Source organism: Planosporangium flavigriseum, from assembly GCF_011947225.1.
Taxonomy (GTDB): domain Bacteria; phylum Actinomycetota; class Actinomycetes; order Mycobacteriales; family Micromonosporaceae; genus Planosporangium; species Planosporangium flavigriseum.
The window spans coordinates 89,701-106,805 of the sequence record NZ_JAATVW010000002.1; the positions used below are offsets into that span (position 1 = coordinate 89,701).

19 protein-coding genes are annotated in these 17,105 nt (G+C 70.6%); 4 read left to right on the plus strand and 15 right to left on the minus strand.

Annotated features, from left to right (window positions below):
• Nucleotides 1-130: 130 nt before the first annotated feature.
• Nucleotides 131-1,204 (minus strand): adenosine deaminase, encoded by a 1,074-nt coding sequence (locus HC028_RS03095; protein ID WP_168072515.1) that lies wholly within the window; start codon nt 1,202-1,204, stop codon nt 131-133.
• A gap of 28 nt (nt 1,205-1,232) precedes the next feature.
• On the opposite strand from HC028_RS03095, the gene HC028_RS03100 reads away from it, so the two are divergent.
• Nucleotides 1,233-2,054: a putative RNA methyltransferase gene (locus HC028_RS03100; protein ID WP_168072517.1), complete on the plus strand. Its 822-nt coding sequence runs from the start codon at nt 1,233-1,235 to the stop codon at nt 2,052-2,054.
• Here HC028_RS03100 and HC028_RS03105 read toward each other — a convergent pair.
• The 9 genes from HC028_RS03105 to HC028_RS03145 form a co-directional block, all read right to left on the minus strand.
• Nucleotides 2,049-2,726, minus strand: a complete 678-nt coding sequence (locus HC028_RS03105) for a DUF4272 domain-containing protein (protein ID WP_168072519.1) — start codon at nt 2,724-2,726, stop codon at nt 2,049-2,051. The two genes, HC028_RS03100 and HC028_RS03105, sit on opposite strands and share 6 nt — an antisense overlap.
• A complete protein-coding gene (locus HC028_RS03110) occupies nt 2,727-3,086 on the minus strand; it encodes a cupin domain-containing protein (protein WP_168072521.1) in 360 nt (119 codons plus the stop codon). It abuts the gene before it with no gap.
• 13 nt (nt 3,087-3,099) lie between these two features.
• A complete protein-coding gene (locus HC028_RS03115) occupies nt 3,100-3,804 on the minus strand; it encodes a cytidine deaminase (protein ID WP_168072523.1) in 705 nt (234 codons plus the stop codon).
• Between the two features lie 62 nt (nt 3,805-3,866).
• Nucleotides 3,867-5,123 carry an ABC transporter permease gene (locus tag HC028_RS03120; RefSeq protein ID WP_168072525.1) on the minus strand — a complete coding sequence of 419 codons (1,257 nt, stop codon included), beginning with the start codon at nt 5,121-5,123 and terminating at the stop codon, nt 3,867-3,869.
• Nucleotides 5,120-6,241 carry an ABC transporter permease gene (locus HC028_RS03125; RefSeq protein ID WP_168072527.1) on the minus strand — a complete coding sequence of 374 codons (1,122 nt, stop codon included), beginning with the start codon at nt 6,239-6,241 and terminating at the stop codon, nt 5,120-5,122. Before HC028_RS03125 ends, HC028_RS03120 begins: the two co-directional genes overlap by 4 nt.
• A gap of 10 nt (nt 6,242-6,251) precedes the next feature.
• Nucleotides 6,252-7,790 carry an ABC transporter ATP-binding protein gene (locus HC028_RS03130; protein WP_168072529.1) on the minus strand — a complete coding sequence of 513 codons (1,539 nt, stop codon included), beginning with the start codon at nt 7,788-7,790 and terminating at the stop codon, nt 6,252-6,254.
• Between the two features lie 85 nt (nt 7,791-7,875).
• The gene (locus HC028_RS03135) at nt 7,876-8,958 is read right to left on the minus strand and encodes a BMP family lipoprotein (protein ID WP_203981147.1); all 1,083 of its coding nucleotides are present in this window, start codon (nt 8,956-8,958) and stop codon (nt 7,876-7,878) included.
• A gap of 216 nt (nt 8,959-9,174) precedes the next feature.
• Entirely contained in the window at nt 9,175-9,522 is a 348-nt protein-coding gene (locus tag HC028_RS03140) for a hypothetical protein (RefSeq protein ID WP_168072531.1), read from the minus strand.
• 10 nt (nt 9,523-9,532) lie between these two features.
• Nucleotides 9,533-9,763, minus strand: coding sequence for an SCO4848 family membrane protein (locus HC028_RS03145; RefSeq protein WP_168072533.1), 231 nt, complete (start codon nt 9,761-9,763; stop codon nt 9,533-9,535).
• Between the two features lie 226 nt (nt 9,764-9,989).
• On the opposite strand from HC028_RS03145, the gene HC028_RS03150 reads away from it, so the two are divergent.
• Nucleotides 9,990-11,066, plus strand: coding sequence for a LacI family DNA-binding transcriptional regulator (locus HC028_RS03150; RefSeq protein ID WP_168072535.1), 1,077 nt, complete (start codon nt 9,990-9,992; stop codon nt 11,064-11,066).
• 46 nt (nt 11,067-11,112) lie between these two features.
• Here HC028_RS03150 and HC028_RS03155 read toward each other — a convergent pair whose 3' ends face one another.
• The 5 genes from HC028_RS03155 to HC028_RS03175 form a co-directional block, all read right to left on the minus strand.
• Nucleotides 11,113-11,517: a hypothetical protein gene (locus HC028_RS03155; RefSeq protein ID WP_168072537.1), complete on the minus strand. Its 405-nt coding sequence runs from the start codon at nt 11,515-11,517 to the stop codon at nt 11,113-11,115.
• Nucleotides 11,518-11,611: 94 nt separating this feature from the next.
• Entirely contained in the window at nt 11,612-12,598 is a 987-nt protein-coding gene (locus HC028_RS03160; RefSeq protein WP_168072539.1) for a YihY/virulence factor BrkB family protein, read from the minus strand.
• Nucleotides 12,599-12,626: 28 nt separating this feature from the next.
• Complete coding sequence (locus HC028_RS03165) at nt 12,627-13,172, minus strand: 2'-5' RNA ligase family protein (RefSeq protein WP_168072541.1); 546 nt, start codon at nt 13,170-13,172, stop codon at nt 12,627-12,629.
• Between the two features lie 6 nt (nt 13,173-13,178).
• Nucleotides 13,179-14,207 carry a tryptophan--tRNA ligase gene (trpS, locus tag HC028_RS03170; RefSeq protein ID WP_168072543.1) on the minus strand — a complete coding sequence of 343 codons (1,029 nt, stop codon included), beginning with the start codon at nt 14,205-14,207 and terminating at the stop codon, nt 13,179-13,181.
• Nucleotides 14,208-14,269: 62 nt separating this feature from the next.
• Entirely contained in the window at nt 14,270-15,241 is a 972-nt protein-coding gene (locus HC028_RS03175) for a hemolysin family protein (RefSeq protein WP_168072545.1), read from the minus strand.
• Between the two features lie 80 nt (nt 15,242-15,321).
• On the opposite strand from HC028_RS03175, the gene galE reads away from it, so the two are divergent.
• Both galE and HC028_RS03185 read left to right on the plus strand, forming a co-directional pair.
• The gene (gene galE, locus HC028_RS03180; RefSeq protein WP_168072547.1) at nt 15,322-16,311 is read left to right on the plus strand and encodes a UDP-glucose 4-epimerase GalE; all 990 of its coding nucleotides are present in this window, start codon (nt 15,322-15,324) and stop codon (nt 16,309-16,311) included.
• Entirely contained in the window at nt 16,308-17,102 is a 795-nt protein-coding gene (locus HC028_RS03185; RefSeq protein WP_168072550.1) for a glycerophosphodiester phosphodiesterase, read from the plus strand. The genes galE and HC028_RS03185 overlap by 4 nt, the downstream gene beginning before the upstream one ends.
• Nucleotides 17,103-17,105: the final 3 nt, after the last annotated feature.

Genomic DNA, 17,105 nt, shown 5'->3' on the forward strand with positions numbered 1-17,105 from the left:
TCAGGATCCCGTACAGAGGAACAGAAAGTCGTAAATGTCTGGACCGACCTTGTGGGTTCTTTGCCACGGCTTGCCCATAAGCGCCGATGTTGACCAGCGCAAACAGCCTAAACGGCCGGCTGCGCGACCATTACCCCAGGAGCTTGACGTACGCGGGCTTGATGACCTCATTGATCAAGGTGAGCCGCTCGTCAAACGGGATAAACGCGCTCTTCATCGCATTGACCGTGAACCATTGCAATTCGCCCCAACCGTACCCAAACGCTTCGACCAGCAGGGCCATCTCCCGGGTCATGCTGGTGCGGCTCATCAGCCGGTTGTCAGTGTTGACCGTCACACGGAACCGCAGATCCCGCAGCAGACCGATCGGGTGCTCCGCCACCGACGGGGCGGCCCCCGTCTGCACGTTGGACGACGGGCACAGTTCAAGCGGGATCCGCTTGTCCCGTACGTACGCGGCGAGCCGGCCCAACTTCCCGGTCACCGGGTCGATGTCGTCCACGATCCGCACGCCGTGCCCGAGCCGGTCGGCGCCGCACCACTGGATCGCCTGCCAGATCGACGGCAGCCCGAACGCCTCCCCCGCGTGGATGGTGAAGTGGAAGTTCTCCCGCTGCAGGTACTCGAACGCGTCCAGGTGCCGGGTCGGCGGGTAGCCCGCCTCGGCGCCGGCGATGTCGAACCCGACCACGCCGGAGTCGCGGTAGCGCACCGCCAGCTCGGCGATCTCCATCGACCGAGCCGCGTGGCGCATCGCCGTGAGCAGGGTCCCCACTCGGATGGGCGTACCCGCAACCGCCGCCTGCCTGGACCCCTCGGCGAAGCCGGCGAGGACCGCCTCCACCACCCCTGGCAGGGCAAGGTCGCGCTCCAGATGCTGCTCCGGGGCGAACCGGACCTCCGCGTACACCACCCCGTCCGCGGCGAGATCGAGCGCGCACTCGACCGCCACCCGGTGCAGCGCCTCGGCGGTCTGGGTCACCGCCACGGTGTGCGTGAACGTCTCCAGGTAGCGCTCCAGCGACCCCGAGTCCGCCGCCCGGGCGAACCACCCTCCCAGCTCGCCCGCGTCGGTACTGGGCAGCGGGTGCCCGACGGCGTCGGCCAACTCGATGATGGTCGCCGGACGCAGGCCGCCGTCGAGGTGATCGTGCAGCAGCACCTTCGGCGCCAGCCGGATCTCTTCGTAGGTGGGTGCAGGCATCCCCCGACCCTACGGCCATGATGGTCGGGTGCGCGCAGACATACTGAAGTACCTGCGCTGCCCCGTGTGCTCGGCCGCGCTGCACGGCGCGACGGGCGCGGTGCGCTGCGACGAAGGGCACAGCTTCGACCTCGCCCGGCAGGGATACGTCGACCTGAGCGCGGGCCGACTCACCCATCCCGGCGACACCGCCGAGATGATCGCCGCCCGCCAGTCCCTGCTCGCGGCGGGGCACTTCGGCGTACTGACGGAAGCGCTCGTCGCGGCGGTCGGCGACCGGCTACCGGGCCTGGTGGTCGACGTGGGCGCCGGCACCGGACAGCACCTGGCGGGGCTGCTGGAGGCCCGCCCGGAGGACCTGGGCATCGCGATCGACGTCTCCAAGCCGGCGCTGCGCCGCGCCGCCCGCGCGCACCCGCGCCTCGCCGCCGTACGCGCCGACGCCTGGCGCGGCCTGCCGGTGGCCGACGGAGCGGCCGATGTCCTGCTCGACGTGTTCGCGCCGCGCTCGGGGCCGGAGTTCCGCCGGATCCTGCGGCCCGACGGCGTCCTGGTCGTCGCCACCCCGGCACCCGAGCACCTCGGCGAACTCGTCGAGGCGCTGGACCTGGTACGGGTGGACCCGGCCAAGTCCGAACGGCTGTCCGCCACGCTCGACCCATGGTTCGTCCGCGACGACGAGCGGCGCTACCGGTGGTCGCTGCGGCTGACGGCCGACGAGGCGAAGACCGCCATCGCGATGGGGCCGAGCGCCTGGCACACGGACGCCGAACGGCTGGAGAGCCTGGGGGCCGGACCGATGACGGTCACCGCCGCGGTCGACGTGACCCGCTGGCGGCCCCGCTCATGACAGGTCGATCTCGTCCCAGGCGGGCGGCGGGTCATGGTGCGGGCCGGTGAACACGACCGCCCACTCCAGCGCCCAGCGGCGCTGGCCGATCCCGTTCGAGTCGAGCGGGCCCGGCAGTCCGGCCCGCCGGCGCTCCGCCTCCAGGTGCGCCCAGTCCAGGCAGTAGTACAGGTCCAGCAGCGCGGCCGCCTGCCGGGCATCCCGCGGCGCGGTGAGGGTACGCGAGAGCCAGTCCGCGTACGACTCGCCGCGTGGCAGGTCGGGTAGCCGCTCGACGAGCCCGTCCGGCGACGGGCGCAGCGGGTCCAGGTCGAGGGCGATGCCGAGCACCCAGGCCAGCGCGAACACGGCTTCCAGGTGCAGCACGAAGATGGCGGGGTCGCCCTCGCCCGTCGTCACGAACCGCCGCTCGGGCCCGGTCAGCCGGTCGTCGAGGTGGGCGTCGAGCAGCCACCCGAGCGCGAGCGTGGGCGGCATGCCGAAGCAGCGGCCCAGCAGCACGTTCAGTACGGCGACCCGCGCCTCGATCTCGGGGAGCGGGCGCAGGTCGACGGTGTCACCCGGGTCCCACACCAGCGGGAAGTTGGGCGGCGGCAAGGGCAGGCCGAAGCGCCGCAGCTCCGCCAGGCTCGCCTTCCGGACGTCGTGCGGATCCGGCGCGGGTACGGCCATTTACTCGGGGTCGCGCCGGGCCAGGTCGGGCGCGAACGCGGGCCGGCACACGGCCACGTACTCGGCGCCGGAGTCCGGCGGCGTCGCGTACCGGATGCGCTCGCCGGCCCTGGTCACGACGGCCCGGCCGGCCTTGACCTCGACGGTGCCGTCCGGCGTTTCGACGGTGACCCGGCCGCGCAGGACCAACGTGTACTCGTCGAACTCCGGGGTCTGGAACGGCTCGGTCCAGCCGGCCGGCGCGACCATGTGCGCGATCGACACCGCGTCCTCACCCGTGTTCACCCGGCCGACGTACTCGTCGATGACCTTGCCGCCGGGCACCGGCACCCGGGTCGCCTTCTCGATCAGTTCCGCCACGACGCCTCCACCGCTAAGGGCGCCACTCGCGCGCCACCTCGGCCGGCGGGGTGCCCACGCCGGCCCAGCTCAGGGTGCCGTCCGCCTCGACCACGATCACGCGGGAGGTGCGGGCCCGGCCCCAGGCTACCGCCGCAGCCGCGTCGGACCAGGTCGGCGCCTCCTGCAGGATCCCGGACGCCTCGTCGGCGTGGGCGGCGCGCTCCCAGTACGCGGTCCACACCGGCTGACCGCCGGCCACGTCGCGGTGCACGAACACCGCGCCGTGCCCCACGAACTCGAGCAGGCGGCTCGGGATGGTCTCCGGCGCCGGCTCGGCGACCTGCCGGCTACGGCCGAGATCGCCCGCGTCGAACGCGTACGGGAGCAGTTCCGCCATCGACACCGGCCCGGTGGCCGTCTCCACCAGGCACCGCGGGCCGCCGTGCTCCCACAGCAACTGCCGGCAGCGGCCGCAGGGCATCAGCGGCACACCGTCGCCGTCCACGCAGGACACCGCCACCAGCCGGCCACCGCCACTCAGGTGCAGCGCCGAGACCAGGCCGCACTCGGCGCACAGGCCCACCCCGTACGAGGCGTTCTCGACGTTGCAGCCGGTGATCACCCGGCCGTCGTCGACCAGGCCGGCCACGCCGACGGGGAACCGGGAGTACGGCGCGTACGCCCGGTGCATCGCCTCGACGGCCGCCGCGCGCAGCGCGTCCCAGTCCACGTCCACGTAGACGCTCCCCACAGAGTTCGACTGCCTAGAAGAACACCCTTTCTCCTAGATCGCGCAGCTTAACCGCCGCGGCGGTACCGCTGACCGTCGGCAGCCGGCATCCGTAGCCGCTGGGACGCCAGCGCCAGCACCACCAGGGTGGTGATGTGCGGGGCTGCCTGCACGAACTCCGCCGGGATCGCGTCGGTCGTGGCGTACCAGAGGCCGACCAGCACGGCGGCCCCGATCGCGACGGCACCCACGGTCCGGCGCCCGCGCAGCACCTGCCACAGACCGACCGCGGCCAGGACGAAGGCCAGGAACAGCAGCAGCGCGTGCACCGACTGGCTGCCGCCGCGCAACTGCAGCGCGTCGGTGTACCCGAACAGCAGCGCGCCCGACGCGAGGCCCCCCGGACGCCAGTTACCGAAGATCATGGCCGCCAGACCGATGTAACCGCGGCCGCCGGTCTGGCTCTCCCGGTAGATGCTGGACGCGACCATCGACAGGAACGCGCCGCCGAGACCGGCCAGCGCGCCGGAGATGACCACGCCGTAGTACTTGTACCGGTAGACGTTGACCCCCAGCGACTCCGCGGCGTGCGGGTTCTCCCCGACCGACCGCAGCCGCAGCCCGAACGCCGTGCGCCACAGGACCCAGAACGTCAGCGGCACCAGCAGCGCCGCGACGATGGTCAGCGTCGACACGTCGGTCAGCGCGCCGCGCAGGATCCCGGCCAGGTCGCTCGCCAGGAACCAGTGCGCGCGTTCGACGCGGTCGAGCACGCTGGCGCCCGGCACGCTCAACCGCGGCAGCTCGGGCACTGGCGGCGACTGGGTCACCCCGCCGCCGGGCAGGCCCTGGAACGCCAGCTGCGACAGGTACCGGGTGGCGCCGCCCGCGAGGATCGTGATGGCTACGCCGGAGATGATGTGGTCGACCCCGAACGTGACCGTGGCGAGCGCGTGCAGCAGCCCGCCGAGGGCGCCGCCGGCGACCGCCGCCAGCACGCCCGCCCACGGTCCCCAATGAAAGCCGGCCCAGGCCCCGAACCAGGTACCGAAGATCATCTGCCCTTCGAGGCCGATGTTCACCACGCCGGCCCGCTCGGCCCACAGGCCACCGAGCCCGGCGAGGCCGATCGGTACGGCCGACTGCAGCGCCGCGCGTACCGCCCCATGGGAGGTGAGGTCGTTGGCGCCGGTGATCGCCCGGACCGCGGCCAACGCCACGAGTCCGCCAGCGATCACCAGCAACAGGATCGGCAGGCTGAACCGTCGATCGCGCGGCGGCGGCGCGACCGGTGCAGCCGGAGCGGATGCCAGCACAGTGCTCATGCCGGGACCTCACTTGGCTGCCGCGGATCCGGTTCAGAGACCGTCGCACCGGCCCGGCGCTGCTGCCCCCGGCGGCTGATCCGCTCGGCCAACTCGTACGCGACGACGACCGCCAGTACGGTCGTGCCCTGCATGATCGTGACGATCTCCTTCGGAATCTCGTTCAGGTCGAGGATCAGCGCCGACCTGTCCAGGAACGCCCAGAGCAGCGCGGCGAGCGCGATCCCGACGGGTGAGTTGCGGCCGAGCAGCGCGATGCCGATGGCCGTGAAGCCGAGGCCGCCCACCGACGTGGTGTGCGCGTGGCGCTCGCCGAGCAGTTGCGACATGCCGACCAGGCCGGCGACCGCCCCGGACAGGAGCATCGCGTACAGCACCATCCGCCTGGCGTTGACGCCGCTGGCCACGGCCGAGGTCGCGTTCTGGCCACTGGCGCGCAGGTCGAACCCGAAGCGGGTGCGGCCGAGCACGAACCAGTACGCGACCCCGACTCCGACGGCCACCACGATGAAGCCGTTGACCTCGCTGCGCGCGTCCGGGATCAGCGGGATACCGGAGATCCAGGAGTCCTTGGGCAGTAGCGGGGTCGCCACGTCGTTGCTGCCCTTGGCCTGCACGCCCAGGTGGTTGGTGGTCAGCAGGTACGCGACGAGCTGGCCGCCGATGAAGTTGAGCATGATCGTCGAAATGACCTCGCTGACGCCCCGGGTGACCTTCAGCAGCGCGGCCACGCCGGCCCAGAAGGCCCCGACCACCATGGCGATCAGCACGATCACGAGGATGCGCAGGACGCCCGGCAGCCACTGCAGGAACGGCGCCGCGCCCAGCGACGCCGCCGCCAGGCTGGCCAACCGGTACTGACCGTCGACGCCGATGTTGAACAGGTTCATCCGGAACCCGATGGCGACCGCGACGCCCCCGATGTACAGGTCGATCGACCTGTTGAGGATGCTGACGAGGGACTCCGGACGGGTGCCGTACTCGATCATGCTGCTGAACGCCGTCGCCGGGTCCTGGTTACTGATCAGCAGCGCGATCGACGAGATCGCCGCGGCGATCAGCAGGGCGCCGACGGGCGCGAGGAGTCGGGGCAGCAGCCGCACCCACGGTGCACTCATATCGGCCTCCTCACCCGCACCCGGTCATCGCCAGGCCTAGCTGTTCCGGGGTCACGGCCGCGGGATCGGCTTCGGCGACGAACCGGCCCCGGAAGATCACCTTCAGCGTGTCGGACAGGCCGATCAGTTCGTCGAGGTCGGCCGAGATGAGCAGGACGCCCATGCCCTCGCGGCGGGCCCGCTTGATGTGCTCCCAGATCGCGGCCTGCGCGCCGATGTCCACGCCCCGCGTCGGGTGCGCGGCGAGCAGCACCTTGGGCGTGTGGCTCATCTCCCGGCCGACGATGAGCTTCTGCTGGTTGCCGCCGGACAGCGCGGCGGCCGGCACGTCGGCTCCGGGCGTACGCACGTCGTACTCGGCGACGATCCGCTCGGTGTCGCGACGGGCGCCGCGGTTGTTGAGCAGCCACCCCCGCGCGTTCGGCGCCTCGGTCTGGTGGCCGAGCATGCGGTTCTCCCACAGCGGCGCGTCCAGCAGCAACCCCTGCCGGTGGCGGTCGGCGGGGATGTAGCCGAGGCCGGCCTCCCTCCGCTTCCTGGTGCCCCGCTCGCTGACGTCGACACCGTCGAGCGTGACCCTGCCGGTCGAGGGCCGCATACCCATGATCGCCTCGATCAGTTCGGCCTGTCCGTTCCCCTCGACCCCGGCGATGCCGACGACCTCACCCCGGTGGATGGTGAAGCTAACATCCTCCACAAGGGACCGCCCGCCGGCGGTGCGTACCGACAGGCCGGCAACAGCGAGGACGGGCACGTCGGTGACGGTCGACTCGCGCGCCTCCGGGCTCGGCAGTTCGCTACCGACCATCAGCGCCGCCAACTGCCTCGGCGTCACCTCGCCCGGATCGACTGCGGCGACCGTCGTGCCGCGGCGGATCACCGTGATCGCGTCGGCGACGGCGAGCACCTCGTGCAGCTTGTGCGAGATGAAGATGACCGTGAGTCCCTCGCGGGTGAGCTGGCGCAGATTCTCGAAGAGCTCGTCGACCTCCTGCGGCACCAGCACCGCGGTGGGCTCGTCGAGGATGAGCACGCGCGCGCCGCGGTAGAGCACCTTGAGGATCTCCACCCGCTGCCGGTCACCGACGCCGAGGTCCTCCACCAGTGCCTCCGGGTCGACGCCCAGCCCGTACTGCCTGGAGAGCTCGCGGATCCGGCGCGCGGCCGCCGCGCCGATGCCGTGCAACTTCTCGGCGCCGAGCACGATGTTCTCCAGCACGGTGAAGTTGTCGGCGAGCATGAAGTGCTGGTGCACCATGCCGATGCCGGCGCTGATCGCCTGCTGCGGAGAGTGGAAGACGATCCGGTCGCCGTCGATGAGGATCTCGCCGGAGTCGGGACGGTGCATCCCGTACAGGGTCTTCATGAGCGTCGACTTGCCGGCTCCGTTCTCGCCCACGATCGCGTGGATGGTGCCGCGGCGGACCGACAGGTCGATGTCGTGGTTGGCCACGACCCCCGGGAAGCGCTTGGTGATTCCCCGCAACTGCACCGCGGGAGGTTCGTCCGCTCCCGCAGCCGGCGCCGCGGGGGCCGCATCGGTGCTCATCGAATCCCCTCCCTGGCTGCCCCGTTGATGACGCTTGGCGGGGCCCAGGAGCGGACCCCGCCAAGCGTCAGTCGTATGTGCCGCCTCAGCCTGCGGCCGGCTTCTCCGGTACGGTGATCTTGCCGTCGATGATCTGCTTGCGGAAGTCGTCGAGCTTGGCCTTGACGTCGTCGACCTGGCCGCCGCTCGTCGAGTACCCGACGCCCTCGACCTTGAGGTCGAACACCGTCTTGCCGGCGGTGAACTTGCCCTCGCCCATCCCCTTGACGAAGTCGTACACGGCCGTGTCGACCCGCTTGAGCATCGACGTCATGATGACGTCCTTCAAGTCGGGCGTGACGGTGTTGTACTGGTCGGAGTCGACACCGATCGCGAGCTTGCCCTTGCCCTTGGCGGCCTTGAACACGCCGGTGCCGGACCCACCCGCAGCCTGGTAGACCACGTCGGCGCCCTGGTCGTACATGCCCTCGGCGGTGGTCTGACCCTTGGCCGGATCGTTGAAGCCGGAGCACTTGTCGGCGATGGTGGACAGATACTTGGCCTGGACCTTGATGTCGGCCTTGACGGCCTTGGCGCCCGCCTCGTAGCCGGCCTCGAACTTCTTGATGAGGTCGACCTGGCAACCCCCGATGAAGCCGACGTTGCCACTCTTGCTCTTCAGCGCTGCGGCGGCGCCGACCAGGAAGGAGCCCTGCTCCTCGGCGAAGACCAGGTTGGCCAGGTTGGGCGCGCTGACGCTCGCGTCGTCCACGATCGCGAACTTGGTGTCCGGGCAGGCCTTGGCGGCGCTGGCGATGGGGCCCGTGTCCTTGTCGCCGGCGTACGCGAAACCGACCGCGATCACCGGGTTGTACCCGCCCTCGCACAGCAACTTCAGCCGCGCGAGCTTATCGTTCTCGGTCTCGTCCTTGTTCGCTTCCAGCTCGCGGGTCTGGATGTTCAGCTCGCTCCTGGCCTTCTCCAGACCGGCTGCCGCCGCGTCGTTGAAGGACTTGTCGCCGCGCCCACCGATGTCGTAGGCCAGGCCCACCTTGACGGTCTTCTTGGACCCGCTGTCGGTGCCGCTTCCGGAGTTGCTGTTGCCCTTGCCGCCGCAGGCGGCCGTGCCGAGCGCGACAATCGCCACGCCGACGGTCGCGAGCAGCTTCATCCCACGGGATCGGCGCAAGACGATCTCCTTCCGAGTGCACCGCCACGTTGCGGTGTAGCCATCGGACGGGAGCGTACGCGGAAAATCATCTAACGCCGGGTGACGTTATAGGCCTGTAACGTGAGGGGACCGTCAATCCCTCCCTAGCGTCACAGTAGGCGGGATTGACGGTCACCGACCGCAAGAAATTCGGCCGAGCCATCTAAGGTCGGCACTTTTTCCGGGGCGCCGCAATCAGTGCCAGAACGTCGCGACCGCCGCGTTCGTCAGCGTCAGGACGACGATGCCCAGGAAGTGGCCCTTGTTGACCTCCGGCCGCTTGCGGGAGAAGAACACCATCACGAAGATCAGTACGGCGACGACGCCCTTGACGGCCAACTTGGCCGGGTCGGGCTCCTTGTCCCCGCCGCCGCGCAGCGGGGCCGCCAACGCCAGGCCGGTGACGACCTGGATCACGGAGCCCCACAGCATCGGCGCGTTGATGCGAATCCGCCCCGAGAAGTACTGCGCGAGCGCCCCACCGAGCAGCACCGCGAACCCGATCAGGTGCGCGTACCGCAGCACCAGCCGGAGAGCCTCCATACCCGCTCCTTCACCGGTTACGGGCGGCGCGCCAGCCGCGCAGCCCGAGCAGACCGACCGCTGCCCCGACCACCAGGGACACCACGATGAGCACCGCGTGCACCCACAGGAAAGAGGTCGGCGTGCTGCCGTGCCACGAGCGCGGATCGGCCCAGATCGCGACGGCGAAACGGGGCCAGATCAGCCAGCTCCACACGGCCACCAGAACCAGGAAGACCGACCACCGCCGCGACAGCACCACGGCTGCCGAGTATGCCGTACCGCCAGGGCCAGGCCGCCGGCGGCCCAGGCACCGGCAACCATCATCCGTACTGCCGCTGCGACCACACCCGCGGTGCGGATGCGCATCGATGATCTCCTTGCTCTGAGGGGTGGTCGTGGCGGGCACATTAGCAAGATATTTCGATACATGAAAGGGCTTGCAGATATCTTTCGCAAGGGCTTGCGGGCTGGGTTAAAGTGCCGCCATGACCTCCAGCGCAACCGGTAGCCAGGCGGCCACAGCCCACCCCGCCCGACCCGCACCGTCCACTTCAGGCCGGGCCCGGTTGGCCGACATCGCCCAGCAGGCCGGCGTCAGCGAGGCAACGGTCTCGCGCGTCCTGAACGACAAGCCGGGCGTCAGCGCCGATACCCGACAGTCCGTGCTGACCGCCCTGGACGTGCTCGGATACCAGCGGCCGGAGCGGCTCCGCAAACGCAGCGCCGGCCTGGTCGGCCTCGTCGTGCCGGAGCTGGACAACCCGATCTTCCCTGCCTTCGCCCAGCTCATCGAGTCGTCGCTGGCGCAGTCCGGGTACACCCCGGTCCTGTGCACGCAGACCCCGGGCGGCGTGACCGAGGACGAGTACGTGGAGATGCTGCTGGACCGGCAGGTGTCCGGAATCGTCTTCGTCTCCGGCCTCAACGCCGACACGACGTGCGACCCCGACCGGTACCGAAAGCTGATCTCCCGGCCGCTGCCCGTCGCGTTCATCAACGGGTACGTCGAGGGCGTCGACGCACCGTTCATCTCCTGCGACGACCACGCCGCCGGCAGGATCGCCGTCCGGCACCTCGCCTCCCTGGGCCACCGGCGCATCGGGCTGATCACGGGGCCGGGGCGCTTCCTGCCGGTGCAGCGCAAGCTCGCCGGTTACCGGGAGGCCATGCAAGAACTGTTCGGCGAGGTCGACGAGGAGCTCATCGAGCTGACCCTGTTCGGCGTCGAAGGTGGCGACGCCGCCGCCGTACGCCTGATCGAGCGGGGCGTCACCGCGATCGCCTGTGGCTCGGACCTGATGGCGCTCGGCGCGATCCGGGCCGCCCGCGCCCGCGGGCTCGACGTGCCGGGCGACCTCTCCGTGGTCGGCTACGACGATTCGCCGCTGATGGCGTTCACCGAGCCGCCCCTGACGACCCTGCGTCAACCCGTACGCGAGATGTCCGTCGCCGTGGTCCGCGCCCTCGTCGACGAGATCTCCGGCGACCCTGCCCCGAACTCCGAATACGTCTTCCGCCCCGAACTCGTCGTTCGCGGCTCGACAGGACCGGTGAAAACGTGACCCCTTGGTGGGAGACCGCGGCCTGGATCGCCTGAGGCGCCGCCGGTCAGCCGGTCAGCCGGGCGGCGATGTGGGCGAATCCCGCTCGGATCTGCTCCGGGCTAGGCGGCTCGGTCGGCCCGGCGACCACGGTCTCCTCGTGGCCGTTCATCAGGTAGTCGTCATCGGCGAAGTCCGGCTCGCTGTCGACCTCGACGGCGAGCCGGGCCGCGGCGATGTCGCCGCGGATCTGGTCGACCGTCACGTGCGGCTGCAGCGGCTCGACGACCGCCATCAGCTCCTCGTCGGCGACGACCGACTCGGCGAGAGCCATCGCATGCGCGCGCTCGTACGGCCCGCAGACCACCGGCTCCCACTCCTCGTCGTCGTTCAGCGGCCCGAACGTGATGATCCACGGCAGCTCGAGGGCCGGCGAGTCTGGCAGAAGTTCCAACGTCACGAGTGCACCCACGTACTAGATCATGACTCGGATGACCCTGCTTTCACACCAAGTTGTCGCTAAACCAGCAGAACGGCTGACACAGCCCGAGCGACGTCACGCGGCTTCAGGTGTTCGTCCACCGAATCGGGGGCTCGCCGGCAAGCGGCTCCAGGGCATGCTCCGCCTGCTCGGATTCCGGACCCGCCGGCTCCGACTCCGGCCCCGACTCCGGCCCCGCCGCTAGGTCACGGACGGTTCCGTGCGTACTCGTGGCGGCCAGCGCCGCGGCCAGCAGCACCAGCTGGCTGAACAGGTACATGAACACAAGCAGCCCGATGGCGCCGGCGAACACCTGGTAGGCCGGGTTGTGCTGGGTACGGCCGATGTACCACCGGCCCAGCGTCTTCAGTACCAGCATGCCGATCGTGAACAGCAGGGCCGACGGGACGAGGCGGCGCAGCGGCATGGTCAGCCGGGGAACGAGGGCCAGCAGCGCCGCGCCGAGGATGAAGTCGACCCCACCGGCGAACAGCGCGGCTGACTGGTTGAGCAGTACCCGCAGCGCGGACTGGCGCGGCTGCCCGACCAGATTCAGCACCAGGTCCTGTACCCCGCCGGCGATCGACACCGACACGATGAGCAGGACGCCGAGCGCGACCAGGACGGCGACATCGATCAGCCACCGGACCAGCCAGGGCCCCGGATGCTGGTCCAGACCCCAGATCGCCCGCTGGGTCGAGCGCAGCGTCTCCACCCAGCCGATGCCGACGAGCGCGAGGCCCACGGCGGCCAACCGGCCCAGGCTCTGCGCCGTACCGATCAGATCTTCGATCCTGACCCTCGGCAGGTTGGCCTCGAGGTAGGTCCGCACGGCCCCCACGACCAGCGGGTTGTCGCGCAGCACGTGCCCGAGGATCCCGAACAGCAGCATGGCCAGCGCGAACACCGCGAAGAAGCCGTAGTAGGCGTCGGCCGCGGCGAGGCGGTGGCCGTTGACCGTGTCGAAGCGCGCGTACGCCCTGATCAGGTGGTCGAACTTGGGCGACCGGCGGCGCGCCGCGGCGATCCGGTTCGTCGCGCCATTGACCAGGCGCTCGACGGACCGCCGCACGTCAGCCTCCCCCGTTTACCGCCGGTACCTAACGTCCATTGTCGGCGGGATCGTCTGCCGAACCCAGAACGTAGTCCCGGTGCTGGCGCCAGCGCCCACCGGAGCCGTGTTCGAAGAGCGTAAATCCCTTGACCGGGAACCGCGCCTCGAACCCCGCCAGATTCCGGAAGACGGCGTCCAGCTGCGCCGAGGGAACGTCCTGGGCCACCGTCACATGCGGGTGGTACGGGAACTTGTTCGCCCGATCGATCACGTCGATGTCCTGGATGGCCGCGTTGAGCTGTTCGCACTCGCTGATCCCGGCCGCCACCGCCACGAACACCACCTCGGTGATCGGCCGGAACGTGCCCGTGCCGCGCAGGTGCAGGGTGAACGGCGGCCGCGCGGCGGCGATCTCGGCAAGGCGCCGCTCGATCACGGCGAGGTCCGCGGCCTCGATCTCGGTGGGCCCCAGCAAGGTGACGTGCGCCGGCACGTACGCCGCCTGCGGGTCACCCGCCTCAGCCCGGGCCTTCGTCAGCTCGCCGCCCCACGGCTCCGGGATGTCGATGGCGATGCCAATCGTGGTACGCACGTCGGCTCAGCTGCTGGCTGCTGGGGCGAGGAAGCCGATGCGGTCGTACACGCGCCGCAGCGTCGCCGACGACACCGCCCGCGCCTTCTCGGCGCCGATCGCGAGCAGCTTGTCGAGCTGCGCCGGGTCCTCCAGGTACATCCTGGTGCGCTCCTGGATCGGCCGGATGACCTCGACCACCACCTCGGCCAGGTCCTTCTTGAGGTCGCCGTAGCCCTTGCCGGCGTAGGCCAGCACCAGGTCGTCGATCGATCGGCCGGTCAGCGCCGAGTAGATGGTGAGCAGGTTGGACACGCCCGGCTTGGTCTCCGGGTCGTACACGATCTCCCGGCCGGTGTCGGTCACCGCCGACCTGATCTTCTTCGCGATCCGGGCCGGCTCCTCCAGCAGCTCGATCAGGCCGTTGGGCGAGGACGCCGACTTCGACATCTTCGCGGTCGGGTCCTGCAGGTCCGTGATCTTGGCGGTGTCCTTGATGATGTACGGCTCCGGCATCGCGAACGTCTTGCCGAACGTGGTGTTGAACCGCTGCGCGAGGTCGCGGGTCAGCTCCAGGTGCTGGCGCTGGTCCTCGCCGACCGGCACCGCGTCGGCCTGGTAGAGCAGGATGTCCGCGGCCTGCAGGACCGGGTACGTGAAGAGGCCGACGCTGGCCCGCTCGGCGCCCTGCTTGGCCGACTTGTCCTTGAACTGGGTCATCCGGCTGGCCTCGCCGAAGCCGGTGATGCAGTTCAGCACCCAGGCGAGCTGCGGGTGCTCGGGCACCTGGCTCTGCACGAACAGCGTGCTCCGCTCCGGATCGATCCCGATGGCGAGCAGCTGCGCCGCGCTCACCCGGGTCCGCTGCCGCAGCACCTTCGGCTCATGCCCCGCCGTGATCGCGTGCAGATCCACCACGCAGTAGAACGCGTCGTGGCTGTCCTGCAGCGCGACCCAGTTACGTACCGCCCCCAGATAGTTACCGAGATGGAACGAGTCGGCGGTCGGCTGGATGCCGGACAGTACGCGTGGTCGGTGGTGTGGAGCCTGGGACATGTCGGCCATTCTGTCAGCCCGCTCGGGGTGACAGCGCCTTCGGGTCGCCCGAAACGGGGGTTTCAGGTAACCGTACCGGGTCCCCCGGCGTCACCCGGCGAGCTCGGGCGTACCCCCATGGGAATGGTCCGGACCAGTGTGACCCGGGCGACCCGGCGGCCATCGAGCGCCCTGACCACCAGTCGCCACCTGTCGAAGCGCACCTCGTCACCGACGGCCGGCAGCCGGCCCAGGCGGCACATCAGGAAGCCGCCGAGCGTCTCGTACGGGCCCGACGGCAGGGCGAACCCGACCAGTTCCGCGAAGTCGGCCAGGTTGAGCCGGCCGTCGACCTCGGACGGTGCCGCGCCGCCGGCCAGCAGCGGCTCGGGCGCGACGTCGTACTCGTCGTGGATCTCCCCGACCAGCTCCTCGATCAGGTCTTCGAGGGTGACGATGCCGGCGGTCCCGCCGTACTCGTCGACCACGACCGCCAGGTGGTGACGTTCCCGGCGCATCTCCGACAGCGCCGTGAGCACCTGCTTGCTCGTGGGCAGCCGCTTGACCTCGCGAGCGAGCTGCCCGACAACCTGCGCGTCGTCGCGGTCGGGGCGGATCGCGAGGTCGCGGAGGTGGACGAAGCCGACGACGTCGTCGGAGCTGCCGTCGATCACGGGAAACCGGGAGTGCCGCGCGCCCCGTACGACCCGTAACGCCTCGACGATCGGCTGCCGCGCGTCGAGGAACACCACATCCGTGCGGGGCACCATGATTTCCCGTACGTGACGGGCACCCGCCGCGAGCACCTCGGCGATGAGCTGGCGCTCCTCGCCGCGAAGCACCGTGTTCACGGCGACCAGGTCGCGTAGCTCCGCCTCGCTGATCTCCTCGCGGCCGGCGGTCGGACTGGCGCCGAGCAGGCGGGTCACCGACCGCATCCCGGCGTCGGCGCCGCGGACGAGGACGCGGGCCAGGGCGCGGCGGATCGGTCCCGGTGCGCGGGGACGATCGGCGCCCGTAGTGCTGTTGGGCCCGGGGTCCCCGGCGTGGCGCATCCCGGAATTGTAGGCGGGACGGCCTGGCCCGCCCGTACGCTGCGTTAGATGTCCCTTGGTCAAGGGTTCGGGGGTTCCTGGTGAAACTGCTCGTCACGGGCGGAGCGGGGTATATCGGCAGCGTTGTCACTGCGATGCTGCTGGACGCAGGGCACTCCGTGGTCGTGCTGGATGATCTTTCTACCGGCCACGAGGTGGCCATACCCCCCGGCGCGCAGTTCGTGCGCGGTCGGGTGCACGACGTCATCGGCGACGTGCTTACCCCGGACTTCGACGCCGTGCTGCACTTCGCGGCGTTCATCGCGGCCGGCGAGAGCGTGCAGAAGCCCGCGAAGTACTGGGACAACAACCTGGTCGGCTCGCTGCGCCTGCTCGACGCAGTGCGCTCGGCCGGCGTCCGCCGGCTCGTCTTCTCGTCCACCGCCAACGTGTACGGCGACCCGGACTCCGTCCCGATCCCGGAGACCGCGGCCACCCGCCCGCCCAACCCGTACGCGGCCTCCAAGCTGGCCGTCGACCACGCCCTGGCCGGCGAGGCGACCGCCCACGGCCTGGCGGCGGTGAGCCTGCGCTACTTCAACGTCGCCGGTGCCCACGTACGCGCCGACGGCAGCCTGATGGGCGAGCGCCACGATCCGGAGACCCACCTGATCCCGATCGCCCTGCAGGTCGCGGCCGGCAAGCGGGACAAGCTGGAGCTGTACGGCGACGACTACCCGACCGCGGACGGCACCTGCGTCCGCGACTACATCCACGTCTCCGACCTGGCCACCGCGCACCTGCTGGCCTTGTCGACGATGCAGCCGGGCAGCCACCGGATCTTCAACCTCGGCAACGGCAACGGCTTTTCGAACCGCCAGGTCGTGGAGGTCGTCCGGGAGGTGACCGGACAGCCGGTGCCGACGGAGGTGGGGCCGCGCCGCGAGGGCGACCCGGCGGTGCTGGTCGCCTCCTCGGAGAAGGCCATGCGGGAGCTGGGGTGGCAGCCGGCCAAGCCGGCGCTGCCGCAGATGGTCGCCGACGCCTGGGACTTCTTCGCCGGAGCCACGGTGAGGCACAAGACACGATGAGGCATGCCGGGCTCGCCGCTCGCGCGGCCGCGGCACTGCTGGCGCTCGGCGGTGTGCTCACGCTGGTGTCCGGGTCCGCCGTGGCGCGCAGCGCGGCGACCGGCCGCGCGCCGCTCGTGCTCGCGCACCGCGGCGGTGTCGAGAACGCCCACCAGAACACGATGGCCTCGTTCGACGACGCCATCGCGATCGGCGTCGACTACATCGAGACCGATGTGCGCCACAGCGCCGACGGGGTCGCGTTCCTCATCCACGACCCGGTGCTGCCAGGGGGCTGCACCCCGCACACCGGCACGCCCGTACGGTCACTGACCGCCGCCCAGCTCGCGGGGGTGCGCTGCGGCGGGCAGCCCGTCCCCCGCCTGTCCGACCTGGTGTCCCGGCTCCAGCGGCCGGACGCCGCCCGGATCTCGGTGTTCCCCGAGATCAAGGACGTCGACGCGCTCGGCGTCCGGAACACGCTGGCGCCGCTCGGCTGGTCGCGGGTGATCGTGCAAAGCTCCGACTACGACGCGCTGCGCCAGCTCGAACAGTCGAGCCCCGACGTACGGACATGCCCGCTGATCTGGGCTGCGGGCGGACTCGAACCGGCCCTCGCCGTCACCCACGACTGCGTCGCGCCGGAGTTCCACCTCGTCGACGCGGCCTTTGTCGCCCGGGCGCACGCCGCCGGCGCGGTGGTGTACCCGTTCACCGTCGACGACCGTGCCGCGATGCGCAGGCTGGCCGCGCTCGGCGTCGACGGCATCATCACCAACCGGCCCCGGGCCGCCTTCTGGACGGTCCGCTGAGTA

Coding starts and splice junctions, on each gene's coding strand:
- HC028_RS03095 (WP_168072515.1), bottom strand. CDS start 1,204: ATGCCTGCACCCACCTACGAAGAGATCCGGCTGGCGCCGAAGGTGCTG.
- HC028_RS03105 (WP_168072519.1), bottom strand. CDS start 2,726: ATGGCCGTACCCGCGCCGGATCCGCACGACGTCCGGAAGGCGAGCCTG.
- HC028_RS03120 (WP_168072525.1), bottom strand. CDS start 5,123: ATGAGCACTGTGCTGGCATCCGCTCCGGCTGCACCGGTCGCGCCGCCG.
- HC028_RS03125 (WP_168072527.1), bottom strand. CDS start 6,241: ATGAGTGCACCGTGGGTGCGGCTGCTGCCCCGACTCCTCGCGCCCGTC.
- HC028_RS03130 (WP_168072529.1), bottom strand. CDS start 7,790: ATGAGCACCGATGCGGCCCCCGCGGCGCCGGCTGCGGGAGCGGACGAA.
- HC028_RS03140 (WP_168072531.1), bottom strand. CDS start 9,522: ATGGAGGCTCTCCGGCTGGTGCTGCGGTACGCGCACCTGATCGGGTTC.
- HC028_RS03150 (WP_168072535.1), top strand. CDS start 9,990: ATGACCTCCAGCGCAACCGGTAGCCAGGCGGCCACAGCCCACCCCGCC.
- trpS (WP_168072543.1), bottom strand. CDS start 14,207: ATGTCCCAGGCTCCACACCACCGACCACGCGTACTGTCCGGCATCCAG.
- HC028_RS03175 (WP_168072545.1), bottom strand. CDS start 15,241: ATGCGCCACGCCGGGGACCCCGGGCCCAACAGCACTACGGGCGCCGAT.
- HC028_RS03185 (WP_168072550.1), top strand. CDS start 16,308: ATGAGGCATGCCGGGCTCGCCGCTCGCGCGGCCGCGGCACTGCTGGCG.